The following is a 25,796-nucleotide window of genomic DNA, read 5'->3' on the forward strand; positions in this document are numbered from 1 at the left end:
GCGTGACCTTTGCATGCCATTCATGGGCCTTTTTGCGAGGTCTACAATCGCGCTCCCCTTGAACACGTCAGGCGGGTTTTGCCGGGGCGAACGAGATCCTGCAAGCTCGCCGCCAGAGGAGACGCCAGCATGGCCAGCCCTTCGAATCCGGTGAGCACCGAAGACAAACGCGCCGAGCTGCGCCGCGCAGCGCTCGAGTACCACGAGTTCCCGACGCCGGGCAAGATCTCGGTCACGCCGACCAAGCAGCTGACCAACCAGCGCGACCTGGCACTCGCCTACTCGCCCGGCGTTGCCGCGCCCTGCGAGGAGATCGTCAAGGACCCGAACGCCGCCTTCAAGTACACCGCCCGCGGCAACCTCGTGGCCGTGATCTCCAACGGCACGGCCGTGCTGGGCCTGGGCGACATCGGCCCGCTGGCCTCCAAGCCGGTGATGGAGGGCAAGGGCGTGCTGTTCAAGAAGTTCGCCGGCGTCGACGTGTTCGACATCGAGATCGACGAGAAGGACCCGCAAAAGCTGGTCGACGTGATCGCCGCGCTGGAGCCGACCTTCGGCGCCATCAACCTGGAAGACATCAAGGCCCCCGACTGCTTCTTCGTCGAGCGCGAGCTGCGCAAGCGCATGAAGATCCCGGTGTTCCACGACGACCAGCACGGCACGGCCATCACGGTGGCGGCCGCCATGCTCAACGGCTTGAAGGTGGTGGGCAAGAACATCGCCGAGGTCAAGCTCGTGACCTCGGGCGCCGGCGCCGCGGCGCTGGCCTGCCTGACGCTGCTGCTCAAGGTCGGCCTCAAGCGCGAGAACGTCTGGGTGACCGACCTGGCCGGCGTGGTCTACAAGGGCCGCACCGAGCTCATGGACGACGACAAGGCCCAGTTCGCGCAGCCGACCGAGCTGCGCACGCTGAACGAGGTGATGGACGGCGCCGACGTGTTCCTGGGGCTGTCCGCAGGCGGCGTGCTCAAGCCCGCCATGGTGGCCAAGATGGCGGCCAAGCCCGTGATCTTCGCGCTGGCCAACCCGAATCCCGAGATCTCGCCGGAAGACGCACGCTCGGTGCGCGACGACGTGGTCATGGCCACCGGCCGCACCGATTACCCGAACCAGGTCAACAACGTCCTGTGCTTCCCGTACATCTTCCGCGGCGCGCTGGACTGCGGCGCCACGACGATCACGGACGAGATGGAGATCGCCGCGGTACGCGCCATCGCCGACCTGGCCCAGGCTGAGCAGAGCGAGGTGGTGGCGGCGGCCTATGCGGGCGAGAAGCTGACCTTCGGCCCCGAATACCTGATCCCCAAGCCGTTCGATCCGCGCCTGATGATGAAGATCGCGCCGGCCGTGGCCCAGGCCGCTGCCGACTGCGGCGTGGCGCTGCGCCCGATCCAGGACATGGACGCCTACCGCGACCGGCTGCAGAGCTTCGTCTACGCTTCGGGCACGACCATGAAGCCGATCTTCATGGCGGCCAAGAACGCTGCCAAAAAGCGGGTGGCCTACTCGGAAGGCGAGGAAGAGCGCGTGCTGCGCGCGGCGCAGATCGTGGTGGACGAAGGCGTTGCGCGGCCCACGCTGATCGGCCGCCCGGCCATCATCGCCCAGCGCATCCAGAAGTTCGGCCTGCGCCTGCGCGAGGAGCTGGACTACGACATCGTCAACGTCGAGCAGGACCACCGCTACCGCGACTTCTGGCAGACCTACCACCGCATGACGGAGCGCCAGGGCGTGACGCAGCAGGTCGCCAAGATCGAGATGCGCCGACGCCTGACGCTGATCGGCGCCATGCTGCTGCACAAGGGAGAGGTCGACGGCCTCATCTGCGGCACCTGGGGCACCACGCACAACCACCTGCACTACATCGACCAGGTGATCGGCAAGCGCCCGGGCGGCTGCGACAGCACGCCGCAGGACGTGCCGATCTACGCCTGCATGAACGGACTGATGCTGCCGGGCCGCCAGGTGTTCCTGGTCGACACCCACGTGAACTACGACCCGACCGCCGAGGAACTGGCCGAGATCACGACCATGGCAGCCGAGGAAATGATGCGCTTCGGCTTGAAGCCGAAGGCCGCGCTGCTGTCGCATTCGAACTTCGGCACCAGCCAGCACCCGAGCGCCGTCAAGATGCGCCGCACGCTGGAGCTGCTGCGCACCCAGGCCCCCTGGCTCGAGGTCGACGGCGAGATGCACGGCGACGTGGCCCTGGACGGCAAGCAGCGCGCGGGCATCATGCCGCACTCCACGCTGGCCGGTGACGCTAACCTGTTGGTGCTTCCCAACATCGACGCGGCCAACATTTCCTACAACCTGCTCAAGACAGCAGCCGGCGGCAACATCGCCATCGGCCCGGTGCTGCTCGGTGCGGCCAAGCCGGTGCACATCCTCACCGCCAGCGCCACCGTGCGCCGTATCGTCAACATGACGGCCCTGACCGTCGCCGACGCGAACGCGCTGCGCTGACCCTCGCCGGCCAAGCAAGCACTAACTTGGTGCGGCGCGAAGCCCTTGCGGCCCATGCCTGTTTTTTGGGCATGGGACTTGCGTTTCCCGGGGCCTTGGGGCACACTAGCGCGCTTCGATCCGGGGGTTAACCCGGAGCCCGCGCACGGATCCGTGCGGTCTGTGCGCCTTTCCTGTTTCCCATGTTGTCCACGATTTGCCACACCTTCAGCCGTCCGCATTGGCGCGGTTTGCTGGCGGCGGCGCTGACGGTTTGCACCCTTTCGGTGCAGGCGCGGACCTCGGCCGATGGCGCCTCGGTGGCGCTGGACGCCCTGCCCAGGGAAGGTCAGACCACTTACCAACGGATCCTGCAAGGCGGGCCCTTCCCTTACGAGAAGGACGGCACCGTGTTCTTCAACCGCGAGCGCCTGCTGCCAGAGCACAAGCGGGGCTACTACCGCGAGTACACGGTGGCCAGGATGGGGGCGCGCAGCCGAGGTGCGCGCCGCATCGTCTGCGGGGGCCTGCGCCCGACGACACCGGATGGTTGCTACTACACCAGCGACCACTATGCGAGTTTTCGCAAGATCGCGCCGTGAAGGGCGGGCGATCCTTGTTTTTGTGAGACCGAGGTATTTTGATGACCAACGTTAAAGCGGAGCTGGACCAGCCTCTGCGTACCGTGCGAACCAACATCGTCCAATCGATCCGGGCGTTTCGCGTAGCCGACCTGCAAGAGGCCGCCCAGTCGATGGGCCACCACTTCCTGTATGCCAACCTGGCGAATGCCCAGAGCAAGCAGGACGTGCTGGACCTGATCGCCCAGCAGTTCACCTTCCCGACGCACTTCGGCAAGAACTTCGACGCGCTGTACGACTGCATGACGGACCCGTTGCACAAGTCGGGCCCGCAGCCCGGCTTCATCGTGGTGCTGGAGCAGATTCCCGCGAACGCCAAGTTCGACAAGGAAGCGCGCGAGCAGCTGCTGGACATCTTCCGGGACGCTGCGGACTACTGGGGCGATCGCAAGATCCCGTTCCGGTGCTTCTATTCTTTTCTGTAGCCCGTTCCGCACACACCAGCCAAGCGGAACGGGCGAACGAGGCCCAGGGCGATGCCGTGTCCGGTATCGCACTCACGACGACCCCGGTGGCGGCAACGCCCACCCTGACGGAGTCGGGCGAGAAGATGCCGACCGACAAACTGGTCGATGTCTCGCCATTGGCGCTGCGCATGAGCAGCCCCTTCAACGCGGGTTACTGGTTGGCAGCGGCCTGAGGCGGCCACCACCGGTTTCGCAAGACGCCCGTCACCGACGGGCGTTTTTCATGGTGCCGCCTGGGCCAGCGCGACGTACTCGGCCACCGGCACTTCCTCGGCCCGGCGCTGCAGGTCGAAGCTGCCGGCAAACTGGCGCGCCTCGAGCCAGCGGCCCAGGCTGTGGCGCAGCAGCTTGCGGCGCTGGCTGAACGCCACCTGCACGAGTTCGCTGAGCAGATGCACATCCAGCTGCGGCGGCTGCGCCAACGGCTCCATGCGCACCACGGCGCTGTCCACCTTGGGCGGGGGGTCGAAGCTCTCGGGCGGCACGAACAGCACGTCCTCCATCGCATAGCGCCACTGCAGCATGACGCTGAGCCGGCCGTAGGCAGCCGTCGAGGGCGCAGCCACCATCCGGTCGATGACTTCCTTCTGCAGCATGAAGTGCTGGTCCTGCACCTGGTCCACGTGGTCCAGCAGGTGGAACAGGATGGGCGTGGAGATGTTGTACGGCAGGTTGCCGACCACGCGCAGCTTGCGCCCCGCGGCCGCCGCCAGTGCCGCGAAATCGACCCGCAGCACATCCGACTCGACCACCACGAGCTGCGGATGGCGGCGCAGCCGCTCGGCCAGGTCGCGGTCGAGTTCGATGACGGTGAGCCGGCCCAGCCGCTCGACCAGCGGCTGTGTCAGCGCCGCCAGGCCGGGGCCGATCTCGACCATGGGATCGCCCGGCTGCGGCGCGATGGCCCGCACGATAGCGTCGATGACGCCGGCATCCGACAGGAAATGCTGGCCGAAGCGCTTGCGCGCGATGTGTTTCACTGGGGCGCCTGGCGCAGCTCGACGTAGGCGCGGCCGCGCAACTCCTGCAGCCAGCTGCGGTAGGCCTCGTCCATCTTGCGCTCACGCACCATGTTGCGGGCCACCTCGCGCTGCTCGCGCGGGTTGAGCTGGTACTGGCGCCGCTCCAGCAGCTGGATCAGGTGCACGCCAAAGCGCGAGACGATGGGCTCGGAGATTTCGCCCGGGCGCAGCGCATCGAGCACTTCCTCGAACTCGGGCACGAACTGGCCCGGGTTGGACCAGCCGAGGTCGCCGCCCTGTGCGGCGCTGCCGTCCTGCGAGCTGGCCTGGGCCAGCGCGGCGAAGTCGGCCTGGCCGGCTTCGATGCGTCGGCGCATGGTGGCCAGGCGCTCGCGCGCATTGGCCTCGGTCTGCTGGGCATCCAGGCGCAGCAGGATGTGGCGGGCGTGCTGCTGCGTGATGCTTTGCAGCACGCCGCCCTGGCGCTTGTCGATCACCTTGAGGATGTGGAAGCCGGCGCCGGAACGCACCGGCGCCGTGATGCCACCGGCGGCCAGCTGCGCCGTGGCCTGCAGGAACAACTCGGGATACCGGTCGGGGCTGCGCAGGCCCATCTCGCCGCCGGCCGCGGCGTCCGTTCCATCGGAGAAGCTGCGCGCGAGGGCGGCGAAGTCCTCGCCCGCGCGGGCGCGCTTTTCCACATCCTGCGCACGCGCCAGACGTTCGGCGACCTGCTGCGGCGTGGCGTTCTCGGGCACGGCCACCAGCACCTGGGCCAGGTTGATCTCGGTGGGCGCGGCGGGCGCAACGTCGGTCTGCTCGCGCAGGTACTGCTCGACCTCGGCATCGCTCACGCGCACGCGCGAATCGAGCTCGCGGTCGCGCAGGCGCGACATCAGGATCTGGTCGCGCAGGTCGTTGCGGAACTGCGTGCTGGTCATGCCGTCCAGCGCGATGCGGCGGCGCAGCTCGGCCACGTCGATCTGGTTCTGCCGCGCGACGTTCTGCTCGGCCAGGTTGATGGCGGCTTCGTCGACCTTCAGGCCCATCTCGCGCGCCTGCTGCAGCTGGGCGCGCTCGATCACCAGGCTTTCCAGCACCTGCCGCGAGAGTTCGGCCTGGGTCGGCATGCGGCCCCCCTGCTGGCGCAGCTGCTGCGCCACGCGGACGGTGCGGCGCTGCACTTCCAGATTGGTGATGGGCTCGGAATTGACCACCGCCACGATGAAGTCGGACGCGCGCGCCCCGCCCTGCGCCAGGGCCGGCACGGCGGTCCAGCAGGCCGCAGCCAAGGCCAAGGCGGTCAGGAAGGAAGCGGGCGCCGTACGGCGCTTGGACTGTTGCATCACTCGTAGGAGCCGAACCGGCTCGATGTGGTCACCTGCTCGCGCAGGAACTGGTAGCGGGGAATGTTGTCGCGCAAGGTCTTGAGCGGGCTGGAGCCCAGGCGCGCCAGACCGACGAACTCGATCTGGAACATGATCTTGTTGTTGGCCGCGGCGTTGGAGCGCTGGATGCGCTCGACCACGATGCGGCCGATCCAGCAGTCGCCGTCGTACTCCAGGCCCATGATGGAGTCCACGAACTGGCGGTCCTGCAGGCTGTAGGCCAGCCGGCCCACGCTGTACCAGCGGCCCGAACCCAGGCCACGGCCCGGCCCCAGGTCCTGGCCGCGGTCGCCCCAGAGGTCGTTGAGCGGCCATTGCCAGCCGACGTCTACCTGCTCGCTCTCCGGCAGGCCGCTGGTGGCGCGCTGCATGCGGTAGGCGGTGCTCACCACGCGGTAGTTGCCGGGGCTGTACTTCCCGGAGACCGTGAAGCGCTCCGAGCGCCGCGTGTCGGGGTTGTATTGCACCGTGGCGTCGGTCGACCACAGCGGATCCCAGTTCACCGAAGCCCCGGCCAGGAAGTCGCTCACACGGTCGTCGACAACGGCGCCGCCCGGCAGGAACACGCGCTGGTCCTTGAACCGCAGCCGCTGCGCCACGCCGAAGCGCGCCACCTGGGCGCCCGTGTCAGGCTGCAGCAAGCGGGTGTCCACGCCCAGCGTGAGCACGTTGCTGTCGGAGATGCGGTCGTTGCCGGTGAAGGTGTTTTCGCTGTAGATCGTGGCGAAGTTGAAGTCGGTGGCGCTGGTGTCGTAGATCGGCAGGCTGTTCTGCTCGCGGTACGGCGTGTTCACGTAGAACGCCCGCGGCTCCAGGGTCTGGCGCCAGGCCTTGCCGAAGAAATTCGCGTCGCGCTCGAACACCAGGCCGCTGTCGATGCTGAAGGTCGGCACGGTGCGGGTGGCGCTCGTGGCGCCGCTGGCCAGCGGCGCATCGAACTCGTACTTGGCGGCGTGCAGCTGCAGCTTGGGCGTGAAGAACCAGCCCGGCCGCACCCAGGGCCGGCTGATCTGGCCAAGCACGAAGCTGCGCTTGGCGTTGGGCTGCAGGGTGTAGCTGCGGTCGGCCGAGAACTGGGTGTAGTCGGCATCGACCGAGAAGTCGAAACCGCCGACGTCGTAGCGGCCGTAGCGGCCGGTGATCTGCGGCAGGCGGTCGTAGGGCGGCACGATGGGCGCACTGACGTCCTGCAGCGTCTGGTACTTGAGCGCGCGCAGCCCGGCGGAGAAGTCGCCCTGCGACCAGCGCAGGTTGGCGTCGGTGGTGCGCAGGCGCTCGGTCAGAGAGGTCGTGGTGCTCGGGAAATCGCGCCAGTAGTCGTTGTCGCTGACGCGGTTGGCATCCAGCGAGAAAGCCAGGTTGCCGATGCCCTTCACGCCGGTCTGGATCACGCCGGAATGCTTGGCCTCGTAAGACCAGCGCTCGCGGTCGCGCAGCTTGTCGGTGGGCATGTAGTCCAGCCGCAGCTGCCCGGCGTAGGTGGGCTCCATGTAGCGGAATTCGCCGCCCATCATCACGCCGCGCTTGCTCATGACCGAGGGGTAGAACGTGGCATCGCGGTTGGGCGCGATGTTCCAGTAGTAGGGCACCAGCAGCTCGACGCCGTTCAGGTTGTCCAGTGCCACCGTGGGCGGCAGGAAGCCCGACTTGCGCGCGTCGCTCAGCGGGAAGGTGAAGGTCGGCAACGCCAGCACCGGCACATCCATGAAGCGCAGCACGCCGCCCTTGGCCTCGCCCACATCCTGCTCGGTGTCCAGGTTCATGGTGGTGGCCGTCAGCACCCAATCGGGCAGCCAGCTGGGGCCCGGCTGGCGCTTGCAGGTGGTGTAGGTGGCGTCGTGCAGCACCGAGCGCTTGTCGTCCAGAAAATCGGCGCGGCTGGCCTGCCCATGGGCGCCGGCACGCAGCAGCTGGTAGCGCGGGCTCTGGAAGAAGCCCTCGAAGGCGTCGACCTTGAGTTCCAGCGCCGGGCCTTCGTAGACATCGCCAGCCCGGTTGATGCGCACCTGGCCCTGCGCCTTGGCCTGGTCCGAGGCCTGGTCGTATTCGAGCCGGTCGGCCTGGATCATGGTGTCGCCGCGCCGCATCATGGCGTCGCCTTCGATCACGGTCTCCAGGTTCGGCCGGCCCGAGGTGCGCTGGCCGAAGAAGAAGGTCGGCAGCTGCTCGCGCACATCGGCCGGCACCTGCTCGGCCAGCCGCTCGCTCGGCTTGAGCTGCAGGGGCGCGGTGTCCGCCGCCCCCTGGGCACGTGCGCCGTCGGCAGCCAGCAGCAGCACCAGCGCCGCGACCGCACCTGCCGCATGGCACAGGGCGAAACCGCCGACAGGAGAACGCGCGGGCAGGATGGAAGGGACGGGTGGCATCGAAGAGATCTGGGACGGTCCGGGCATCCGGGGCAGTCTAGCGTTGGACGAAGGGGCGGGCCTGAAGCCGCCACCAGCCCCGGGGCTTGCCGGCGAGCCGGTTTGTAGAATCGATTATCCATGAGCCAGAAGACCGAACCAACCGGCGTGCCCGGCCCGCAGACGCCGCCAGCCGTGCCCTGGTCCGACCCGCAGCGCGAAGCTGCGTTCCACGGCTGGCTTGCCGCCATCGCGCCCCGCCACGACCTCGTCCCCGCCACGCTGCAACCGGCCTCGGCCGACGCGAGCTTTCGCCGCTATCTGCGCATCGCGACCGCCGGCGGCGCCAGCCGCATCGTCATGGATGCGCCACCCGACAAGGAGAACAGCGAGCCCTTCGTGCGCATTGCCGCGCTGATGCGCGAGGCTGGCCTCACGGTGCCCGAGGTGCTGGAATGGGACCAGGTCGCTGGCTTCCTGTTGCTGTCCGACCTGGGCACCCAGACCATGATGCAGGGCATGGACCGCGACAACGCCGCCGCCAACGCGGGCCGCTACCGCCAGGCCGTCGACGCATTGATCGCCTGGCAGTTGGCCTCGGGCCCCGGCGTGCTGCCGGCCTACGACGAAGCCGTGCTGCGCCGCGAACTCGCGCTGTTCCCCGACTGGTACCTGGCCCGGCACCGCGGCGTGGTGCTGGACACCGCCCAGCGCGCCACGCTGGACCAGGCCTTCGACGCGATCGTGGCCGAGAACCTGGCCGCCCCCAGTGTCTACGTGCACCGCGACTTCATGCCGCGCAACCTGATGCTGCTGCCCGGCGATGCCACGCGCCTGGGGGTGCTGGACTTCCAGGATGCGCTGTACGGCCCCATCACCTACGACATCGCCTGCCTGATGCGCGATGCCTTCCTGAGCTGGGACGAGGATTTCGTGCTCGACGTCACCGTGCGCTACTGGCAGGAAGCGAAGAAGGCCGGCCTGCTGGGCGAAGGCAGTGCCTCCGGCTGGGGCGACGACTTCGGCGCCTTCTACCGCGCCGTGGAATGGATGGGCCTGCAGCGCCACCTCAAGGTGGCCGGCATCTTCGCGCGGCTCACGCTACGCGACGGCAAGCCGCAGTACCTGGCGGACACGCCGCGCTTCATGGCCTACATCCGCGCGACGGCCAGTCGCTACCGCGAGCTCACGCCGCTGCTGCGCCTCATCGACCAGATCGAAGGCACTGCGCCCGTCACGGGCTTCGCCTACGGGCGGATGTAGACAGCCACCGATGCCGCGCATCCACTGTGCTTGTGCGCTGGCCACCGGCCTGGCGCTGGCCCTGCCCGCTGGCGCCGCACGCCACGTGCAGGTGCTGCGCCTGCAGCCCGGCGACGCGCTGACGCTGTTCAACGGCGAAGGCGGCGAGTTCGAGGCCACCGTCACGCAGATGGGCCGCAGCGACGTGCAGGTCAGCGTGGGGGCGCACCGCGCCATCGAGCGCGAGACGGCACAGGCCGTGCACCTGGCCGTCGTGATGCCGGCCAACGACCGCATGGACTGGCTGGTCGAGAAGGCCGCCGAACTCGGCGCCGCCAGCGTGCAGCCCCTGGTGTCGGCCCGCAGCGTGCTGCGCCTGCAAGGCGAGCGGGCTGCCAAGAAGGCGGCCCACTGGCAGGCCGTGGCGGTGGCCGCCTGTGAGCAGTGCGGGCGCAACCGCGTGCCGCTCGTGCATCCTGTGGCCGACCTGGTGTCCTGGCTGGGCCGTCCGCCAGCGGCCGGTGCGGGCCTGCGGTTGCTGCTGTCGCTGCGCGAAGGCGCGCGCACGCTGCGCCAGCTGGCACCGGCCGGAGCCGTCACCCTGCTCAACGGCCCGGAAGGCGGGCTCACGGCCGAAGAGGAAGAGCTGGCCATCGCCGCCGGCTTCGCCCCGCTGACGCTGGGCCCGCGCGTGCTGCGCGCCGAAACCGCACCCCTGGCCGCCCTCGCTGCGCTGCAGGACTGACGGCACCGGCCATGAACCGCAACCTCTGGCTGCTCGCGCTGTGCCAGGCCCTGTTCCTGGTGAACAACGTGACCTTCATCGCCATCAACGGCCTGGTCGGCTGGTCGCTGGCACCGCTGGGCTGGATGGCGACGCTGCCGGTGATGGGCTACGTGGTGGGCGGTGCCCTGAGCACCGGGCTGGTGGCGCGCACACAGCGGCGCTGGGGCCGCAAGCGCTCCTTCCTGCTCGGTTTGGCGGTGGCCTGCGGTTCGGCGCTGCTGTGCCTGTACGCCGTGCTGGCGCGCGACTTCTGGCTGCTGTGCGGCGCCACCGTCGTGGCCGGCTACTACAACGCCAACGCCAGCCTGTACCGCTTCGCCGCGGCCGAACTGGCCGCCGCGCCACAACGCGAGAAGGCCGTGTCGCTGGTCATGGCAGGCGGCCTGTTGGGCGGCATCATCGGCCCCAACCTCGCCAATGCCACACGCGAATGGTTCGCCGTGCCCTTCGCCGGCGCCTATGTGGCGCTGGCCGTGGCGGCCCTGCTGTCGGCCACGCTGCTGGCCTTCATCCGGTTTCCGCCTGCCCCGCCGGCACGGCAGGGCGACGGCGGCCGGCCACTGGGCGTGATCGTGCGCCAGCCCGTTTTCATCGTCGCGGCGCTGGCCGGCTCGCTGGGCTTCGGCGTGATGAACCTGCTGATGGCGGCCACGCCGATCGCCATGCAGCAGTGCGGACTGCCGTTCTCCGCGGCGGCGCTGGTGCTGGAGTGGCACGTGATCGGCATGTTCGCGCCGGGCTTCTTCACGGGCCACCTGATCAAGCGCTTCGGCGCCCTGCCCGTGATGACCGTGGGCCTGGCCCTGAACCTGGCCTGCATCGCCGTGGCGCTGTCGGGGGTGGAACTGCACCACTTCCTGGTGGCGTTGTTCGTGCTCGGCGTGGGCTGGAACTTCCTGTTCACGGGCGCCACCACGCTGTCGCTGCGGGCCTACACCCCCGAGGAGAAGGACAAGGCGCAGGCGGTGCTGAACTTCTGCATGTTCGCCACCTTGGCGCTGACCTCGTTCGCCTCGGGCCTGCTGGTCACCACCAGCGGCTGGACGCTGCTCAACTACGGCTCGCTGGTGCCGGTGGCGCTCACCGCGGCAGGCCTGCTCTGGCTGGCCGCGCGTCAACGCAGGGTGGCCGTGAAATAGTTGCACATGTATACACGGCAGCGCCGCACAATGCCCACCCCTTGACCACTACCTGCGAGGCAACCATGGGCCTTCTCGATTCCGTACTCGGTTCCGTCCTGAACGGCAGCCAGTCTTCTCAACAGCCCGGCGCCAATGCCGAAGGTGGCCTGGGCGGCCTGCTCGGCGCGCTCGCCAGCAATCCCCAGCTGCTGCAGGTCATCATGGGCCTGGTCATGGGCGGCCAGGGCCGCTCGGCCCAGGCGCAGGGCGGCCCGCTGGGCGGCATGGTCGAGCAGTTCAACCAGGCCGGCCTGGGCGATGTGCTCGGCTCATGGATCGGCACCGGCCAGAACCGCGCCGTCTCGCCCGACCAGTTGGGCCAGGTGTTCGGCCAGGACCGGTTGTCTGAACTCGGCGCGCAGCTGGGCATGGGCGGCGGCGACCTGGCGAGCCAGCTGTCCCAGATCCTGCCCGGCCTCGTGGACCAGATGACGCCGCAGGGCCAGCTGCCGCAGCCCGGCGAGGGCGGCGGCAACGAAGGCCTGTTCGGCATGCTCGAAGCCTTCAACCAGCGCCGCTGAAGAGAGCCCCACGCGTCCCCCCTGCGCGAGATCTGACGCCCCCTTCCGAGGGGGCGTTGTTCATTCCGGGGGCGGCCGTGCGATGCAAAAACCCTAAGCGGCCGGGAAGGCCGCGATCACCTGCGCCACGGCGGCGGTCAGCCGCTTGGCGTACGGCACATGCAGGAATTCGTTGGGCCCGTGGGCGTTGCTCTTGGGACCCAGCACACCGCAGACCATCATCTGCGCCTGCGGAAACCCCTGAGACAGCATGTTCATGAGCGGGATCGTGCCGCCCTGGCCGATGTAGCCGCAGGGCGCGCCGAAGTGCGCCTGCGAGGCCGCATGGAGCGCGTTCTCGAACCAGGGCGCCGTGGCCGGGGCGTTCCAACCCGTGGCGCCACCCTCGCCCTGGAACGTCACGCGGGCCTGGTAGGGCGCGTTGTCTTCCAGCAGGGCCTTGAGTTCCTGCACGGCCTGCCCGGCCTCGACCAGCGGCGGCAGCCGCAGCGAGAGCTTGAACGCGGTGTAGGGCCGCAGCACGTTGCCGGCGTTGCGCAGCTCGGGAAAGCCTTCGGCGCCCGTCACCGACAGCGTGGGCAGCCAAGTGCGGTTGAGCAGCGCCTGCACCGGGTCGGTGGTGGTGGGCAGCGCGGTCTGCACGGCACCGCCGCAGTCGTAGTGTGCCCAGGGGAAGCGCTTGTAGATCTCGTCGCCCAGGATGGCGGCCGTGGCCTTCGCCTGGGCCAGGCGCTCGGCCGGCACCTCGCAGTGGAAGCTGGCGGGCAGCAGGCGGCCGGTGGCGCTGTCTTCCAGGCGGTCCAGCACCTGGCGCATGATGCGAAAGCTCGAGGGCACCAGGCCCGAGGCGTCGCCCGAGTGCACGCCCTCGGTCAGGATCTCGACCTTCAGCACGCCGCTGGCCATGCCCCGCAGGCTGGTCGTGAGCCACAGCTGGTCGTAGTTGCCGGCGCCCGAATCCAGGCACACCACGAGCGCCACATCGCCCAGGCGCGGGCGCAGCGCGTCCACATAGGGCAGGAGGTCGTATGAGCCGCTTTCCTCGCAGGTCTCGATGACGCCGACGATGCGCGGGTGCGGCGCGTTCTGCGCCTTGAGCGCCTGCACGGCCGCGATGCTGGCGTAGACCGCGTAGCCGTCGTCTGCGCCACCGCGGCCGTAGAGCTTGCCGTCCTCGTACTTGGGCGTCCAGGGGCCGAGGCCCGAGCGCCAGCCGTTGAACTCGGGCTGCTTGTCCAGGTGGCCGTACATGAGCACCGTCTGCGTCGCGGTCGTTCCGCTGGCCGGGATCTCGAAGAACAGCACCGGCGTGCGGCCTGCCAGGCGCACGATCTCCAGTTTCAGCCCGGGCACCTTCTGCGCCTCGACCCAGGCTGCGGCATTGCGCATCACCGTCTCCAGGTGACCGTGCGCCGCCCAGTCGGGGTCGAACGACGGCGACTTGGCCGGGATCGCGATGTAGTCGGTCAGCTGGCGGACGATGTCATCGTCCCAGGCGCGCGTGGCATGGGTCAGCGCGGCGTTGGCATCGAGCACGTTGGCGGGGACACGGGCGTTCATGGCGGGCACTCCAAGGGCGCAAAGAGGGCATTGCACCACAAGGCAGGCGCGGCGTCAGGGGTGGCTTGCTACGTCCGCGCCAGCCATGCGGCGATGGCCTGGGCACTGCGGAATTCGTCGGCCGCGCGTGCCGGCACACCGGGGTGGCGCTGGTTCCACAGCCGTGCCAGCGCCTGGCCGGCACCGATCTCCAGCACGCGGTCGACCCCACGCGCGTGCAGGTTGTCCATGCATTCGTCCCAGCGCACGGTGGTGGCGATCTGCGCAGCCAGCGCCTGGCCGGCCTGCGCGGCGCTGGCGACGCGGTCGGCCGCATTGCTGAACAGCGGCGTGTGCGGGCGCGCCAGCGGCAGGCCGGCCAGGCGCTCGGCAAAGGCCGCGGCCGCAGGCTGCATGGCGGGCGTGTGCGAAGCCACGGCGACGCGCAAGGGCGTGGCGTGCGCGCCAGCGGCCCGGGCCGCCGCCTCGGCCCGCGCCAGCGCGGCGGGCGGGCCGCCCAGCACCACGCTGTCGATGCCGTTGCGGATGGCGATAGCCAGGCTCCCGTCGGCCAGCAGCCGCTCCAGCACGGCGGGCGTGCACTGGCTCAGGCCGAGCAGGCCGCCCGGCGCCTGGGCGGCGCAGCGGTCCATGGCGACGGCACGCGCCTGGGCCAGGTCCAGCGCCGTGGCGGCATCGAACACGCCCGCCGCGCTGAAGGCCGCCAGCTCGCCCACGCTGTAGCCCGCGATGGCCGCAGGCGGCGGCACCAGCGGCGCGAGCTGCGCCCAGGCCGCCAGCGCCAGCCCGGTCAGGAGGCACTGGGCGTGGGCGTTGCGCGCGCCCCAATCTGCATCGGCGAGGCTGGCGCGCCAATCGGCCACACCCAGCCGCGCACCGACGCTGCGCGTGAGGGCGTCTTCGGCCAGCCAGGGCAGCATGCCGGGATGCTGGCCGCCCTGGCCCGAGAACACGAGGGCCCACGCCATTCAGAGCGCGTCCAGGCGTTGCAGCCAGCAGGCGGCGGCCAGCGTGTCGGCTGCGCCACCCGGCGACAGGCGGCGGGCCACGAAGTCGCGGCCGATGGCGGCGGCCTGCGCCAGTGCATCGGGCTGCGCCGCACCGCCTGCAGCGAGGAAGTTGCGCGCCGCGGCCTGGGCGTGGCGCAAGCCGGCCAGGCCGCCGCGCAGGGCAAGGTTGCTGTCGTCGAGCACGGCGATCACATGGAACAGCGCATCGAGCCGGGCCAGCGGCGGCGCCAGGCCGCGCGCCTGCGCCGCCGCGAGCGCCGGCAGCGCCGTGGAGAAGAGCACCGGAAAGCCCGCTGCCGCCTCGTGCGCGGCGCCGCGCAGGCCCAGGCGCCGCGCCACCCGGCCGCCGGGCAGCATGGGCGCACGCTGGGCGCGCAAGGCCAGGGCCGCGCCCCAGTGCGCAAGCAGCGCCGCGCGCACGGCGGCGGGCCGCAGCGGCGCGCCTGACTGCGCCACCGCGCCGGCCGCGGCGCACAGCAGGCCGAGCTGGAACACCGCGCCGCGGTGGGTGTTGATGCCGCCCGTGGCGGCCAGCATGCGCGCCTCGGCCGCGATGCCGCACCGCTCCAGCGCCGCAAAGCCGGCCCCGGCCTGGCCCAGCGCGGCGATGCGGGGAAAGTAGCCGCGCAGCGCGAACAGGCTGCGCACGAAGGTGCCGGCGTCCATGTCGGCGTGGCTGCCGTTGTCCACCAGGGTCACGAGACCGGGTTTGGGACTCAGGGCGAGCTCGTCGTACAGCGCGAGCGTGGCCGCGCGGCCGATGGCCTGCGGCGTGGCACCGGCCTGCGCGGCGCGCCGGTGTGCGGGCACCGTCATGCGGCCTCCTCGGCCTGCCAGAACGGCGCATCGGCCAGGGCCACGCCGTCCAGCCGCTTGACCAGCACCTGGGCCGTGCGGCCGGCGCGCCAGGCCAGCCATTCGCGCCAGGCCACGGCGCGGTCGCCCGCGAACAGCAGTTCGCCGTCCAGCCGCAGCCCGTCCGACCAGGACTGCAGCAGCACGGCCACGGCATCGGCCTGCGCGGGGCCGTCGACGGCAATGCACAGGTCGATGTCGGAGCCCGGGCGCAGGTGGTCCAGCCCGGTCAGCAGCTGCCAGCCGTGGCTGCCGTAGACGCGCGCCGCCACACCGCAGGCAGACAGGCCGCCGCACAGCGCGCGCCAGGGCCGGCGCTGGGCGGCGCTCAGCAGCGGAGCCAATGCGCTGGCGGGCGGAAAGGCTGTGCGCTGTGCGATGTCGGGCTGCGGCACGGCCAGCGCGATGCGCCGGCGCGCCCAACGGCCCGGCGCCGGCAGGCCCAGGCAAACCGCGCCCTCGGCCTGCGGGCGCTGCCGCGTGACGACCAGCGGCAAGCCGTGCTGCGCCCAATGCGCGAGGCAGGCCCGCGCCTGGGCATCCCATGCACCGGCCAGCACGCGCAGCCAACCGGCGTCGGTCAGGCGCACGAGCTGGTGGCGGTGCAGGGCCGTCATGCCGCTTCCAGCACCCTTTGCGCCACGGCGGCCGCGAGCTTGCGGCCGCCGCGCGCGGCGCCGTCCTGCGCACGCACGTCCTCCACCGGCGTCTGCACGAGCGCCTCGCGCAACGCGGCCTGCAGGTCGCCCTGCCACAGCGCACGCACGCCGCCCATGGCCACGTAGTTGTCCACGCCGGGCGCGAACACGGGGTTGGCCTTGGACAGCTCGGTCAGCATGGACTCGGGCAGCTTGGTCACGCGCGCCATGGCCGGGATGCGCATGACGCGGATCTCGGCATCGGGCAGCGCATAGCAGGCATCGGCGATCAACCCCGAGGTGATGAAGCCGCCCGACAGCGCCTGGTCGTACACCAGGCCCAGCACGCGGTGGCCGCTGCGCCGCGCCAGGTCGATGGCCATGCCCAGGTGGGCCATCGCGCGGTTGATGCCCAGCAGCTCGTCGCGCCGGCGCAGCTGCTGGCCCTGGGTGTCGATCAGCAGCACGATGGGCCGGCCCGGGTGCTGGGCGATGGTATCCAGCACCACGCGGGCCTGGGCCAGCGCGAGCGCCACGCCGATGGGCGCGTGGCCGGTGGTGCCGACCACCGCGATCGCCGCGCCGTCGAGCTGCGCCGTGCCGTGCAGGAAGTCGCCCTCGGCTTGGATGCCGTGGTCGGGGCCGAACAGTTGGGTGGCAAGAAGGTTCCAGTCGAGCGGCATGGCGGGGTTCCCGGAAAAAGGTGTCAATCGAGCTTGATGTTGGCGGCCTTGACGACGCCGGCCCAGCGCGTGATCTCGGCCTGCACGTAGTCGCCGAACTGCGCCGGCGTCAGCGCGCCGAACTGCGCGCCGTTGCTGGCCCACACGGCGCGGATCTCTTCGGCGGCGCCGGCCTTGCGGACCTCCTCGACCACGCGCGCCTGTGCCTCGGCCGGCGTGCCCTTGGGCGCCCACAGCCCATACCAGGTCGTGACCTTGTAGTCGGGCAGGCCCAGCTCGGCCGCGCAGGGCACATCGGGCAGCGAGGGGTTGCGCTGGGCACCCGCCACCATCAAGGCCTTGATGCGGCCGCCCTTGATGTGCGCGGCCGAGGAGCCCAGTCCGTCGAACATCATGTCGACGTTGCCCGAGATCAGGTCCTGCAGCGCCGGCCCCGCGCCGCGGTAGGGGATGTGGGTGATGAAGGTGCCCGTCTGCAGCTTGAACAGCTCGCCCGCCAGGTGGTGCGAGGTGCCGCCACCGGCCGAGGCGTAGTTGAGCTTGCCGGGGCTTTTCTTGAGTTCCGCCAGGAAGGTCTTGAAGTCTGTCGCCGTCACGCGCTTGGGGTTGACCACCAGCACCTGCGGCACCTCGGCCAGCAGCGCCAGCGGCACGAAGTCGCGCTGCAGGTCGTAGTCCAGCTTGGGATAGACCGAGGGCGCGATGGCGTGGTGGATGGCACCCATGAACAACGTGTAGCCGTCGGGCTGGGCGCGCGCAGCGATGGTCGCACCCAGCGTGCCGCCGGCGCCGCCGCGGTTGTCCACGATGAGCTGCTTGCCGGTCTGCTTGGCGAACTGGGCCGACAGCGGGCGCGCGAACGCATCCGTGCCGCCGCCGGCCGGGAACGGCACGACCAGGTTGACGGGCTTGGTGGGCCAGCCGGACTGGGCGCGCACGCCCAGTGCCGTCAGGGCCATGCCGGCGGCGCCGGCGCGCAGCAAGGTGCGGCGGGGGAACGAGGTGGCGTGGTGCATGGTGGTGTGTCTCCGTTGTGGTTCAGGGCAGCGCGGCAAAGCCGGGCTGGGCGATCTGCGACTGCGCACGGTTGCGGTAGGCCGTGGCATCGTCGGCGCCGTACAGGCCGTTCAGCATCAGGCCGCGCGCCACCAGGTCGTCCACCGACTGGCCGACCGCGGCCACGTAGCCCGCCTTGCTGCCGTACAGGGCCTGCACACTGCGGCGCGGGTCGCCGCCCTGGCGCAGCGCATCGGTCACGGCGAAGGCCAGCTGCGAGCCGTTCAGCCCGTACTGGTCGCCCGCGACGAAGCCACTCTTGCGCAGGCTGTAGCCCGTGAACGTGGCCAATGGCACGGACGAATCGGGCATCTTCACACCCGCCACGTCGTTGCCCTGCGCATCCACCGTGGGCAGCTGCACCACGTAGAACTTGCTGGAGACGGCCGAGGGGATCACGCTCTCGTCGTTCAGGCTCAGCGTGTTGTACACGCCGTTGAAGGCCAGGCCCGGCGTGCCGGCCACGCCCGTGAAGGCCACGCCCGACAGGTCGGGCCCGCCCAGGCTGGCGGCCGCGCCGGTCGGCACCGCCAGCGTGCCTGCCCGGGCCGACGGCCAGGCGCTGGCCAGCGGCTGCGCCGTGCCCTTCACCCAGCCCTCCAGGTTCAGGTACAGCGCGCGCACCAGTGCCGTGCTGGCGTTGTTGACGGTGGCCGCGTAGGTGGGCGAGGTGGCGGCCACGCTGCGCGTGACCGTCATGTCGGGCTGGGTCCGCGCATTGGCGGCCAGCTGCGAGGGGCTGTGCTGGGTGCCGGTGGCATAGAACAGGCGCACGTTGTCGGGCACGGCCACGTCGTTGCCCTGGCCGTCGGTGGCCACCAGGGATGCGCGCGCGCCACCGAACTCGATCGGGCTGTCGTACTGGATCACCTTGGGGCAGGTGCCGTCTTCGCTGCACTTCTTGAGCAGGCCATCGGTGCGGCCGCTGACGGGGTCGGTCAGGGTGGCGTAGCCGAACGGGAACTGGTCGCCGGGCGTGTAGTGGGTCTCGTGCTGGCGCGCGTAGTCGCCGGGCTTGGACCAGCGGTAGTTGGTGTAGGTCTTGCGCGAGCCACCCACCAGCGGCAGCATGCCGTCGAACACCCGGCGCTGTTGCGCGTCGGCGTTGAACCCCTGCCACAGGTAGTCGCGCACATAGCGGCCCGACTGCGAGATGCCACCGAACAAGGTGGTCTGCACGCGGCCCGCCAGCGGGTTGCGGTTGCCCGCCGCGTCGGTTGTGCCGTGCCGCAGGAAGCTGACGAGGTCGCGCGTGGCCAGGAAGCCCAGTCCCATGACCTTGGGCTCCACCGCGGTGTAGTTGAACTGGTAGATCGATCCGTTGTCCAGCCCGGCGTCGAGCGCGGCGGCGTAGGCCGCGTCCGCGCGCACGGCGGCGCGGTCGATGGTGACGAAGCCGTAGCCGGTCGCGCCGGTGGAGCCCGCCGGTGCCGTGCCGCTGCCGGCGGTGTAGGCCCATGCGGACGAGGCCACCGTGATGGGTGCCGAGGTGGGCGTCCTGCGCACCGTCAGCGTGGCCGATGCCAGCGCGCCAGGCGCCATCTTGTAGTAGGTGCCGAGCAGGTTGGACGTGGCGTTGTCGGCGATGAACTCGTCCTGCACGCCGCCGGTGATGGGCGCGTTGCCGTTGGCCACGTCCACGGCGATGGGCAGCGTCATGCCCGGCGCGTACCAGCGCTGCGTGCCCGTGATCGCGGCCGTGGCGCCGGTCAGCGTCTGCGGCTGGTCGCCCTGCCAGCCGGCCCAGACGATGCTGGCGCCCTGGTTCAGCAGGAAGCCGTTGCCAGCGCCCACGCCGGCCACGTCGCCGGAGCCGGTGGCAGACACCTGCGGCTGCACGTTGCCGAACAGGTCGTTGCTGGAGCCCTCGTTGAGCGCAGGCACCAGCAGCGACCGGGTGCGGTTGGAGACTTCGTAGAACAGCGTGCCGTTGCCGCGCGCCGCATCCGTCGGTGCCAGCAGCACCACGTCGAACCGGTAGCGCACGAAGCCGTCGGCGTCGGGCACGGTGTTCTTGAGGTCGACGATGGTGGCGGCGCAATCGTCCTTGGGCGACACCGTGGCCGTGGCCGCGGCCAGCGTGTAGGTGTAGGTGCCCACGCTGCCAAAGCTGGCGCCTTCGAACGCCAGGCCCGTGCCCTTGACGTCGAGGCGCTCGATGGCCGAGCGCTTGATCGGGCAGGGGCGCGTGTACTCGGGTGGCACCAGCGCGCTGCGCGCGGCCGGCAGCTGCGGCGCACCGCCGTCGCCGCCGCCGCAGGAAGCCAGCAGCACCGCCGCAATGGCCGCACTGCCACGCGTGGCGTGGCTGGCCAGGGCACCAGGGATGTGTGTCATGTCGTTGTCTCCTTCGTTGTTGAACCGGATTCGTCGTCTTTGCGACTTGTCGTGCGTCGGCGGCGCCTTCAGGCGCCGCGTGCGGGAACCAGTGCCTGCAGGGCCGCAACGTCGAGCGCGGGCACCTGCGCCGCATCGGCAACGCCCAGCCGCTGCCACAGGCGCACGGCATCGTCGTGCACGCCGTCGTTCCAGCCAGCCTCGGGCACCGCGGCCAGGCGGGCTGCCAGCAGTGCATGCTCGGCCTCCAGCGCCTGCAGGCTCACAGGCCGGGACTGGCGCAGCGCCGCGATGGCGGCCGCGCGGAAGGCCTGCACGTCGTCCTCCACCAGCGCATCGCAGTCGCCGGTCAGCCAGCGGTGCTTGCCGCCGCTGGTGCGCCAGACCAGCGCGCGGTCGCGCGCGTCGTACTCGTCCACGCCGTGCGAGGCCTCGATGACCTCCGGGCCGGACATGGCCAGCCGGCCCACGTCGCTCATGACGATGTGGTCGGCGCAGCGCGCCACGATGCCCATGCCGCCGAAGCAGCCGTTGGCGCCGCCGATCAAGACCACCACCGGGATGCCGGCCGCGCGCACGTCGAGCACGGCGCGCATGACTTCGGACACCGCGATCAGGCCGGCGTTGGCCTCGTGCAGCCGCACACCACCCGATTCGGCCAGCAACAGCACCGCGGCCGGTCGGTCGCGCAGCGCGCGCTGGAGCAGGCCCACGAGCTTGGCACCGTGCACCTCGCCGACACCGCCACCCATGAACGCACCTTCCTGCGCGGCGACGAACACGGCCTGCCCGTCCAGCAGCGCGCGGCCGATGGCCACGCCGTCGTCGAAGGCCGAGGGCACGCCCAGCTGCGCCAGGTGCGGGCTGGTCAGCCGCTCGGCCGGCGGCAGCCATTCGTGGAAGCTGCCGGCGTCCAGCAGCAGCGCCAGGCGCTCACGCGCCGAGCATTCGGCGTAGCTGATCATGGCCGCACCCCCTTGGGCAGTTCGGCCACGGCCTGGTCCAGCCGCAGGCTGACCACGGCGGGCGTGGCGCCCATGTCGTTGACGGACACGCGCAGGCCGGCCAGGCCATGGCGGGCGTGGAAGTCGTCCATCACGGCCTGCCAGATCGGTGCGAAGCCGCGCGCCGAGGTTTCCACGCGCACGCTGCAGTCGTCGTTGGGGGTGGCCTCCAGCATCACTTCGAGGTTGCCGGAGCCGACCACGCCGACCAGCACGGGCGCGAACCTGCCAGCAGCACGGCCGCCAGCGTAGGAAAAGTCCAGGGTTTCGAGCCCTGCGGGGATGTCGCTCATGGGATGCCTTTCCTTACCAATTGCGGAATCGCTTGGGCGGTTGGTACAGCCCGCCCGACGCGCGCACCAGGTCGCGCATGCTGCGTGCGGCCAGCAGGTTGCGCGTGGCATCGCGCGGGTCGATGCCCAGGTCCACCGGCCGCTGAATGATCTTGCGGTCGCGCAGGTTCTCCACCATGCGCTTGTCGCGTGCCAGGCCCACGGCCGTGTAGCCCGCCACGCCGCGGATCGCCTGCTCGCGCTCTTCATCGCTCCTGCACAGCAGCAGGTTGGCGATGCCTTCTTCGGTCAGCACGTGGGTCACGTCGTCGCCGTAGACCATGATCGGCGGCAGCGCCATGCCGGCCTGCTCCTGCAGCGTCCAGGCGTCGAGCCGCTCGACGAAGGCCGGCTGCATGTGCTCGCGGAAGGTCTCCACCATCTGCACCACGAGCTTTTGCCCGCGCGGCGTGCCGGCCGCGCCGCGCCGGCCCGCGCGCGCCTCGGCCCCGGCCTTCAGCCAGGCCGGGCTGGCATGGCGCCGGCCGCGTGCGTCAGCGCCCATGTTGGGCGCGCCGCCGAAGCCGGCGATGCGGCCCAGCGTGGCGGTGGAGCTGTTGCCGTCCAGGTCCATCTGCAGCGTGGAGCCGATGAACAGGTCGCAGGCGTAATGGCCGGCCGCCTGGCAGAACGCGCGGTTGCTGCGCAGGCTGCCGTCGGGCCCGGTGAAGAACACGTCGGAGCGCGCGCGGATGTAGTCCTCCATGCCCAGCTCGGAGCCGAAGGAATGCACCGATTCGACCCAGCCCGCCTCGATGGCCGGGATCAACGCCGGGTGCGGGTTCAGCGCCCAGTGCCTGGCGATCTTGCCCTTCAGGCCCAGCTGCTCGCCGTAGGTGGGCAGCAGCAGCTCGATGGCGGCGGTGTCGAAGCCGATGCCGTGGTTCAGCCGCTGCACGCCATAGGCACCGTAGATGCCCTTGATGGCCATCATGGCCATCAACACCTGGATCTCGCTGATCTGCGCCGGGTCGCGCGTGAACAGCGGCTCGATGAAGTTGGGCGTGGGCGCCTTCACCACGAAGCTGACCCAGTCGGCCGGGATGTCGATGCGCGGCAGCTTCGTCGTCGCGCCGTCCACCAGCTCGTTGACCTGCGCGATGACGATGCCGCCCGAGAACGCCGTGGCCTCGACGATGGCCGGCGTGTCCTCGGTGTTCGGGCCGGTGTAGAGGTTGCCCTCGGCATCGGCCGCATGCGCCGCCACCAGCGCCACCTGCGGCGTGAGGTCGATGAAGTAGCGCGCGAACAGTTCCAGGTAGGTGTGGATGGCGCCGATCTCGATGCCGCCCGCCGAGACCAGCTTGGCCAGCCGCGCGCCCTGCGGACCGGAGAAGCTGAAGTCCAGCTTCGCGGCGATGCCGTTCTCGAAAAGGTCCAGGTGCTCGGGCAGCGCCAGCACCGACTGCACCATGTGCAGGCCGTGCACGCGCGCCGGGTCCACCTGCACCAGCGCCTTGGCCAGGAAGTCGGCCTGCTTCTGGTTGTTGCCTTCCAGGCAGACGCGGTCGAAGGGTTCGAGCACGGCCTCCAGCAGCGCGCCGATGGCGCCGGCCGCGACGTGCTTGCCGGCCAACTGCGGGCCGAGCGCCTGCGCGGCGCGCGCCAGCCGCGCCTGGCGCCGGGTGGTCTTGGTGTTCCAGTTCATGCGGTCCATGGTCGGTTCATCCCAGCAGGGCCTTGGTGGCGAAGAACAGGACCGAGGGGCCCATCAGGCAACCCAGTCCGGTGTAGAAGGTCGAGGTCATCGCGCCATAGGGCACCAGCCTGGGGTCGATCGCGGCCAGCGCGCCGCAGACGCCGCTGGTCGTCCCCATCATTCCGCCGAACACCATGGCCGTGCGCGGGTTGTCCAGGCCGATGCTGCGGGCGAACAAGGGTGCGCCCACCATCACCAGCACCGACTTGACCAGGCCCGCGGCGATGCTCAGCGCGATCAGTTCGGAGCTGGCGCCGATGGCGGCGCCGGTCACAGGCCCCACGATGTAGGTGACCGCACCAGCGCCGATGGTGGCCACACTGACCGCATCGGTGTAGCCGAAGGCCAGCGCAACGCCGGCGCCAACGACAAAGGACAACACCACCCCGAGCAGCAGCGAGACGACGCCGCTGACGCCGCACTTGCGCATGTCGGACAGCGTGGCGCCGTAGGCGGTGGACACGATGGCGAAGTCGCGCAGCATGGCCCCGCCCAGCAGGCCGACACCGCCGAGCAGCTTGACATCGACGACACCGTTCTTGCCACCGGTGGAAACGCCCGCCACATAAGCGGCGAGGAGGCCCAGCATGATGGCCAGCGCCGAGCCGTGCAGCCGTCCGCGCGTCAGCTTCGCCGACAACTGGTAGGACAGCCACATGGTGGCACCGACCAGCGCGAACGCCGTGAGCAGCCCGTTCTTGACGAGCAGATTGAGCAGCAGGTCGAGGACCGGGCTCATGCTGCACCGTCGCCAGTCGGGTGGTCCAGCGCCGCGCGTGCCAGCGTTCGCCGCGCCAGCCCGATCCGGTCGATCACCGGGATCAGGGCGAAGCACACGACGGTGGCCAAGACCCCCGCGAGAATGGCCATCGGCCCTCCCTTGACGGCGCCGAGCACGTTCTGCTGGGCCGCCATGGCCACCACCACCGGGATGTACATCGCGGTCCAGAACACGATGCCCTGCTCGGACTGCGGCACGAAGCGCCCGCTGCGCTTGAGCTTCTCCGTCAGCAACAGCAACAGCAGCATCGCAAAGCCGACGCCGCCCACATTGGCCTTCACGCCGATGGCCAGCCCCAGCACATCGCCGACCAGCGCACCGAAGAGTGTGCAGATGGCGAGGAGCCCTACCCCGTAAATGATCATTGCGATGTCTCCTGCCCGCCGCGATGCGGCTTTTTGGTAGGGAACGATGACCGGCTGCGACAGGTTGCGGAGCCGGTGCCTTCCCTGGAGACGAACCTTATCGGGCAGGCCCGGCCTGATCAATTAACACGCCGCATGAACATTTGCACGGGACGAAATGATCGAGGGATAACCCGCAGTGCCGGGGCCGCCGGCCGTGTGGCCGCTGCTGCGGCCTCTCAGAACCGACCGCGTGAGGCGCGGCACACCGCCAACAGCGCCAGCAGGTTGGGGTCGCGCTCGCGCGAGCGCAGGAAACTCAGCGCGATGGTCTGGCGCACGCGGTAGCGTGCAAGCAATGGCACCAGCCGCACGTTGGGCGGCAACACGGTGCGCATGCGGCCGGGCAGCAGCGTGCAGCCGACGCTGCCGTCCACCAGGTTCATGAGCGAGAAGATGTCCCCGGTGTGCATGGCGATCTGCGGCGCAAAGCCGGCGATGCGAAACGCCTCGACAAAGCTGTCGTAGGTGGCGAAGCCTTCGGTCAGGCTGACGAATCGCTCGTCGACGCACGCGCTCAGGTCCACCTCGGGCATCGCTGCGTAGGCCGACTGCGCGGGCGCTGCGAAGAAGGCCTCGTCCTCGAACATCGGTTCGTACTCGATGTCGGTGGCGGCCACCGGCACGGCCATCAGTGCGGCGTCGATCGCGCCGTCGCGCAGCTTGGCCAGCAGGTCGGCGTTGGAACCCAGCAGCAGCTCGGTCTGCACGGTGGGGCGGCGCTGCTTCATGCCCAGCACCAGCGCCGGCACGGCGCGGCTGGTCAGCGAGTACATCGAGCCGATCCGGACACGGTCGGCCGCGTAGCCGGCGATCTCGCGCGTGGCGCGCACGCCGTCGCCGAGCAGGCGGCGCATCTCGCGTGCCGTCTCGGCCAGGCGCTGCGCCGCCGGCGTGGGCACCAGGTTGCGCCCTTCCTGGCGGAACAGCACGCAGCGCATCGCCTCCTCCAGCGCGTGCAGCGCGCGGTGCACGCTGACCACGCTGGTCTGCAGGCGCTCGGCTGCGCGCGCGAGGTTGCCGGTCTCCATGAAGGCCAGCAGCACCTGCAGCTGGCGCAGCGTGATGTCGTCGTCGGCGGCGGGGGCGGACATGGGTGGGTGGCGAGGCCGGCGATGGCCGCGGCGCTATTCCACCACCACCGCCGTGCCGCTGGCCGAGACCATCAGCATGCCGTTGTCGCGGCCCAGCACCTCGTAGTCCAGGTCCACGCCGACGACGGCGTTGGCACCTGCCTCCTGTGCCCGCTCCTGCAGCTCGCGCATCGCGATGTCGCGCGCGCGCTGCAGTTCGCGCTCGTAGGTGGCCGAGCGGCCGCCGACCAGGTCGCGGATGCCGGCGAACATGTCCTTGAACACATTGGCGCCGAGGATGGCCTCGCCCGCGACCACGCCGCAGTAGCGGGTGATGCGCTTGCCCTCGATGGAGGGGGTGGTGGTGATCAGCATGCGGTGCTCC

Annotated in this window: 25 protein-coding genes; 8 read left to right on the top strand and 17 right to left on the bottom strand. The window is 70.4% G+C overall.

From position 1 onward, the window contains the following. Positions 1–129 precede the first annotated feature (129 nt). The 4 genes from DES41_RS29350 (at position 130) to DES41_RS38525 (ending at position 3,726) form a co-directional block, all read left to right on the top strand. Positions 130–2,466, top strand: a complete 2,337-nt coding sequence (locus DES41_RS29350) for an NADP-dependent malic enzyme (protein ID WP_114471179.1) — start codon at positions 130–132, stop codon at positions 2,464–2,466. 182 nt (positions 2,467–2,648) lie between these two features. Continuing rightward, positions 2,649–3,047: a guanyl-specific ribonuclease gene (locus DES41_RS29355; protein WP_114471180.1), complete on the top strand. Its 399-nt coding sequence runs from the start codon at positions 2,649–2,651 to the stop codon at positions 3,045–3,047. Positions 3,048–3,088: 41 nt separating this feature from the next. Beyond that, a complete protein-coding gene (locus DES41_RS29360; protein ID WP_369802150.1) occupies positions 3,089–3,511 on the top strand; it encodes a barstar family protein in 423 nt (140 codons plus the stop codon). Positions 3,512–3,567: 56 nt separating this feature from the next. Continuing rightward, positions 3,568–3,726: a hypothetical protein gene (locus DES41_RS38525; protein ID WP_170168317.1), complete on the top strand. Its 159-nt coding sequence runs from the start codon at positions 3,568–3,570 to the stop codon at positions 3,724–3,726. 48 nt (positions 3,727–3,774) lie between these two features. Here the strand turns inward: DES41_RS38525 and rsmA are convergent, their stop codons facing one another. The 3 genes from rsmA to DES41_RS29375 are packed head-to-tail and all read right to left on the bottom strand — an operon-like array spanning position 3,775 to position 8,269. Beyond that, on the bottom strand, positions 3,775–4,533 hold the full coding sequence (gene rsmA / locus DES41_RS29365; protein WP_114471181.1) for a 16S rRNA (adenine(1518)-N(6)/adenine(1519)-N(6))-dimethyltransferase RsmA: 759 nt from the start codon (positions 4,531–4,533) through the stop codon (positions 3,775–3,777). Then, positions 4,530–5,861 (bottom strand): peptidylprolyl isomerase, encoded by a 1,332-nt coding sequence (locus tag DES41_RS29370; RefSeq protein WP_114471182.1) that lies wholly within the window; start codon positions 5,859–5,861, stop codon positions 4,530–4,532. Before DES41_RS29370 ends, rsmA begins: the two co-directional genes overlap by 4 nt. After that, complete coding sequence (locus DES41_RS29375; RefSeq protein ID WP_114471183.1) at positions 5,861–8,269, bottom strand: LPS-assembly protein LptD; 2,409 nt, start codon at positions 8,267–8,269, stop codon at positions 5,861–5,863. Before DES41_RS29375 ends, DES41_RS29370 begins: the two co-directional genes overlap by 1 nt. A 120-nt stretch (positions 8,270–8,389) precedes the next feature. Between DES41_RS29375 and DES41_RS29380 the strand changes: the two genes are divergently transcribed. The 4 genes from DES41_RS29380 to DES41_RS29395 all read left to right on the top strand — a co-directional run bounded on the left by DES41_RS29380 (position 8,390) and on the right by DES41_RS29395 (position 11,979). Next, on the top strand, positions 8,390–9,511 hold the full coding sequence (locus tag DES41_RS29380) for an aminoglycoside phosphotransferase family protein (protein ID WP_114471184.1): 1,122 nt from the start codon (positions 8,390–8,392) through the stop codon (positions 9,509–9,511). A 10-nt stretch (positions 9,512–9,521) separates the two neighbouring features. Next, positions 9,522–10,235, top strand: a complete 714-nt coding sequence (locus DES41_RS29385) for a 16S rRNA (uracil(1498)-N(3))-methyltransferase (protein WP_114471185.1) — start codon at positions 9,522–9,524, stop codon at positions 10,233–10,235. 11 nt (positions 10,236–10,246) lie between these two features. Next, positions 10,247–11,416, top strand: coding sequence for an MFS transporter (locus tag DES41_RS29390; protein ID WP_114471186.1), 1,170 nt, complete (start codon positions 10,247–10,249; stop codon positions 11,414–11,416). A gap of 65 nt (positions 11,417–11,481) precedes the next feature. Beyond that, the gene (locus DES41_RS29395; RefSeq protein ID WP_114471187.1) at positions 11,482–11,979 is read left to right on the top strand and encodes a YidB family protein; all 498 of its coding nucleotides are present in this window, start codon (positions 11,482–11,484) and stop codon (positions 11,977–11,979) included. Between the two features lie 93 nt (positions 11,980–12,072). Here DES41_RS29395 and DES41_RS29400 read toward each other — a convergent pair whose 3' ends face one another. The 14 genes from DES41_RS29400 to DES41_RS29465 form a co-directional block, all read right to left on the bottom strand. Beyond that, positions 12,073–13,539 (bottom strand): M20 family metallopeptidase, encoded by a 1,467-nt coding sequence (locus tag DES41_RS29400; RefSeq protein WP_114471188.1) that lies wholly within the window; start codon positions 13,537–13,539, stop codon positions 12,073–12,075. A 68-nt stretch (positions 13,540–13,607) separates the two neighbouring features. Further along, the gene (locus DES41_RS29405; protein ID WP_114471189.1) at positions 13,608–14,507 is read right to left on the bottom strand and encodes an ACP S-malonyltransferase; all 900 of its coding nucleotides are present in this window, start codon (positions 14,505–14,507) and stop codon (positions 13,608–13,610) included. After that, complete coding sequence (locus DES41_RS29410) at positions 14,508–15,365, bottom strand: triphosphoribosyl-dephospho-CoA synthase (RefSeq protein ID WP_114471190.1); 858 nt, start codon at positions 15,363–15,365, stop codon at positions 14,508–14,510. Next, positions 15,362–16,021 (bottom strand): malonate decarboxylase holo-[acyl-carrier-protein] synthase, encoded by a 660-nt coding sequence (mdcG, locus tag DES41_RS29415; protein WP_114471191.1) that lies wholly within the window; start codon positions 16,019–16,021, stop codon positions 15,362–15,364. Before mdcG ends, DES41_RS29410 begins: the two co-directional genes overlap by 4 nt. Next, positions 16,018–16,725 carry a biotin-independent malonate decarboxylase subunit gamma gene (locus DES41_RS29420; protein WP_114471192.1) on the bottom strand — a complete coding sequence of 236 codons (708 nt, stop codon included), beginning with the start codon at positions 16,723–16,725 and terminating at the stop codon, positions 16,018–16,020. Before DES41_RS29420 ends, mdcG begins: the two co-directional genes overlap by 4 nt. 23 nt (positions 16,726–16,748) lie before the next feature. Next, positions 16,749–17,741: a Bug family tripartite tricarboxylate transporter substrate binding protein gene (locus DES41_RS29425; protein WP_114471193.1), complete on the bottom strand. Its 993-nt coding sequence runs from the start codon at positions 17,739–17,741 to the stop codon at positions 16,749–16,751. A gap of 22 nt (positions 17,742–17,763) precedes the next feature. Then, the gene (locus DES41_RS29430) at positions 17,764–20,118 is read right to left on the bottom strand and encodes an alpha/beta hydrolase domain-containing protein (RefSeq protein ID WP_114471194.1); all 2,355 of its coding nucleotides are present in this window, start codon (positions 20,116–20,118) and stop codon (positions 17,764–17,766) included. Positions 20,119–20,186: 68 nt separating this feature from the next. Then, positions 20,187–21,083: a biotin-independent malonate decarboxylase subunit beta gene (locus DES41_RS29435; RefSeq protein ID WP_114471195.1), complete on the bottom strand. Its 897-nt coding sequence runs from the start codon at positions 21,081–21,083 to the stop codon at positions 20,187–20,189. Next, the gene (gene mdcC / locus DES41_RS29440) at positions 21,080–21,415 is read right to left on the bottom strand and encodes a malonate decarboxylase acyl carrier protein (RefSeq protein WP_114471196.1); all 336 of its coding nucleotides are present in this window, start codon (positions 21,413–21,415) and stop codon (positions 21,080–21,082) included. Before mdcC ends, DES41_RS29435 begins: the two co-directional genes overlap by 4 nt. A gap of 13 nt (positions 21,416–21,428) precedes the next feature. Next, entirely contained in the window at positions 21,429–23,111 is a 1,683-nt protein-coding gene (gene mdcA / locus DES41_RS29445) for a malonate decarboxylase subunit alpha (RefSeq protein ID WP_114471197.1), read from the bottom strand. A 7-nt stretch (positions 23,112–23,118) separates the two neighbouring features. Beyond that, positions 23,119–23,892 carry a malonate transporter subunit MadM gene (gene madM, locus DES41_RS29450; protein ID WP_114471198.1) on the bottom strand — a complete coding sequence of 258 codons (774 nt, stop codon included), beginning with the start codon at positions 23,890–23,892 and terminating at the stop codon, positions 23,119–23,121. Further along, positions 23,889–24,299 (bottom strand): malonate transporter subunit MadL, encoded by a 411-nt coding sequence (gene madL, locus DES41_RS29455; protein WP_114471199.1) that lies wholly within the window; start codon positions 24,297–24,299, stop codon positions 23,889–23,891. The genes madM and madL overlap by 4 nt, the downstream gene beginning before the upstream one ends. A gap of 218 nt (positions 24,300–24,517) precedes the next feature. Beyond that, on the bottom strand, positions 24,518–25,432 hold the full coding sequence (locus DES41_RS29460; RefSeq protein WP_114471200.1) for a LysR family transcriptional regulator: 915 nt from the start codon (positions 25,430–25,432) through the stop codon (positions 24,518–24,520). A gap of 33 nt (positions 25,433–25,465) precedes the next feature. Continuing rightward, complete coding sequence (locus DES41_RS29465; protein WP_056665011.1) at positions 25,466–25,786, bottom strand: heavy metal-binding domain-containing protein; 321 nt, start codon at positions 25,784–25,786, stop codon at positions 25,466–25,468. Between the last annotated feature and the right edge of the window lie 10 nt (positions 25,787–25,796).

The organism is Pseudorhodoferax soli, assembly GCF_003337555.1.
GTDB lineage: Bacteria > Pseudomonadota > Gammaproteobacteria > Burkholderiales > Burkholderiaceae_C > Pseudorhodoferax > Pseudorhodoferax soli.

Excerpts from the sequence above, each read along its gene's own strand:
- madL (WP_114471199.1), bottom strand. The coding sequence starts at position 24,299 with ATGATCATTTACGGGGTAGGGCTCCTCGCCATCTGCACACTCTTCGGT.
- DES41_RS29395 (WP_114471187.1), top strand. The coding sequence starts at position 11,482 with ATGGGCCTTCTCGATTCCGTACTCGGTTCCGTCCTGAACGGCAGCCAG.
- DES41_RS29430 (WP_114471194.1), bottom strand. The coding sequence starts at position 20,118 with ATGACACACATCCCTGGTGCCCTGGCCAGCCACGCCACGCGTGGCAGT.
- DES41_RS29380 (WP_114471184.1), top strand. The coding sequence starts at position 8,390 with ATGAGCCAGAAGACCGAACCAACCGGCGTGCCCGGCCCGCAGACGCCG.
- DES41_RS29360 (WP_369802150.1), top strand. The coding sequence starts at position 3,089 with ATGACCAACGTTAAAGCGGAGCTGGACCAGCCTCTGCGTACCGTGCGA.
- DES41_RS29435 (WP_114471195.1), bottom strand. The coding sequence starts at position 21,083 with ATGATCAGCTACGCCGAATGCTCGGCGCGTGAGCGCCTGGCGCTGCTG.
- DES41_RS29405 (WP_114471189.1), bottom strand. The coding sequence starts at position 14,507 with ATGGCGTGGGCCCTCGTGTTCTCGGGCCAGGGCGGCCAGCATCCCGGC.
- DES41_RS29370 (WP_114471182.1), bottom strand. The coding sequence starts at position 5,861 with ATGCAACAGTCCAAGCGCCGTACGGCGCCCGCTTCCTTCCTGACCGCC.
- DES41_RS29400 (WP_114471188.1), bottom strand. The coding sequence starts at position 13,539 with ATGAACGCCCGTGTCCCCGCCAACGTGCTCGATGCCAACGCCGCGCTG.
- DES41_RS29425 (WP_114471193.1), bottom strand. The coding sequence starts at position 17,741 with ATGCACCACGCCACCTCGTTCCCCCGCCGCACCTTGCTGCGCGCCGGC.
- DES41_RS29410 (WP_114471190.1), bottom strand. The coding sequence starts at position 15,365 with ATGACGGTGCCCGCACACCGGCGCGCCGCGCAGGCCGGTGCCACGCCG.
- mdcC (WP_114471196.1), bottom strand. The coding sequence starts at position 21,415 with ATGAGCGACATCCCCGCAGGGCTCGAAACCCTGGACTTTTCCTACGCT.
- DES41_RS29375 (WP_114471183.1), bottom strand. The coding sequence starts at position 8,269 with ATGCCACCCGTCCCTTCCATCCTGCCCGCGCGTTCTCCTGTCGGCGGT.
- mdcG (WP_114471191.1), bottom strand. The coding sequence starts at position 16,021 with ATGACGGCCCTGCACCGCCACCAGCTCGTGCGCCTGACCGACGCCGGT.
- DES41_RS29460 (WP_114471200.1), bottom strand. The coding sequence starts at position 25,432 with ATGTCCGCCCCCGCCGCCGACGACGACATCACGCTGCGCCAGCTGCAG.
- DES41_RS29420 (WP_114471192.1), bottom strand. The coding sequence starts at position 16,725 with ATGCCGCTCGACTGGAACCTTCTTGCCACCCAACTGTTCGGCCCCGAC.
- DES41_RS29385 (WP_114471185.1), top strand. The coding sequence starts at position 9,522 with ATGCCGCGCATCCACTGTGCTTGTGCGCTGGCCACCGGCCTGGCGCTG.
- DES41_RS29465 (WP_056665011.1), bottom strand. The coding sequence starts at position 25,786 with ATGCTGATCACCACCACCCCCTCCATCGAGGGCAAGCGCATCACCCGC.
- madM (WP_114471198.1), bottom strand. The coding sequence starts at position 23,892 with ATGAGCCCGGTCCTCGACCTGCTGCTCAATCTGCTCGTCAAGAACGGG.
- DES41_RS29390 (WP_114471186.1), top strand. The coding sequence starts at position 10,247 with ATGAACCGCAACCTCTGGCTGCTCGCGCTGTGCCAGGCCCTGTTCCTG.
- mdcA (WP_114471197.1), bottom strand. The coding sequence starts at position 23,111 with ATGGACCGCATGAACTGGAACACCAAGACCACCCGGCGCCAGGCGCGG.
- DES41_RS29355 (WP_114471180.1), top strand. The coding sequence starts at position 2,649 with ATGTTGTCCACGATTTGCCACACCTTCAGCCGTCCGCATTGGCGCGGT.
- DES41_RS29350 (WP_114471179.1), top strand. The coding sequence starts at position 130 with ATGGCCAGCCCTTCGAATCCGGTGAGCACCGAAGACAAACGCGCCGAG.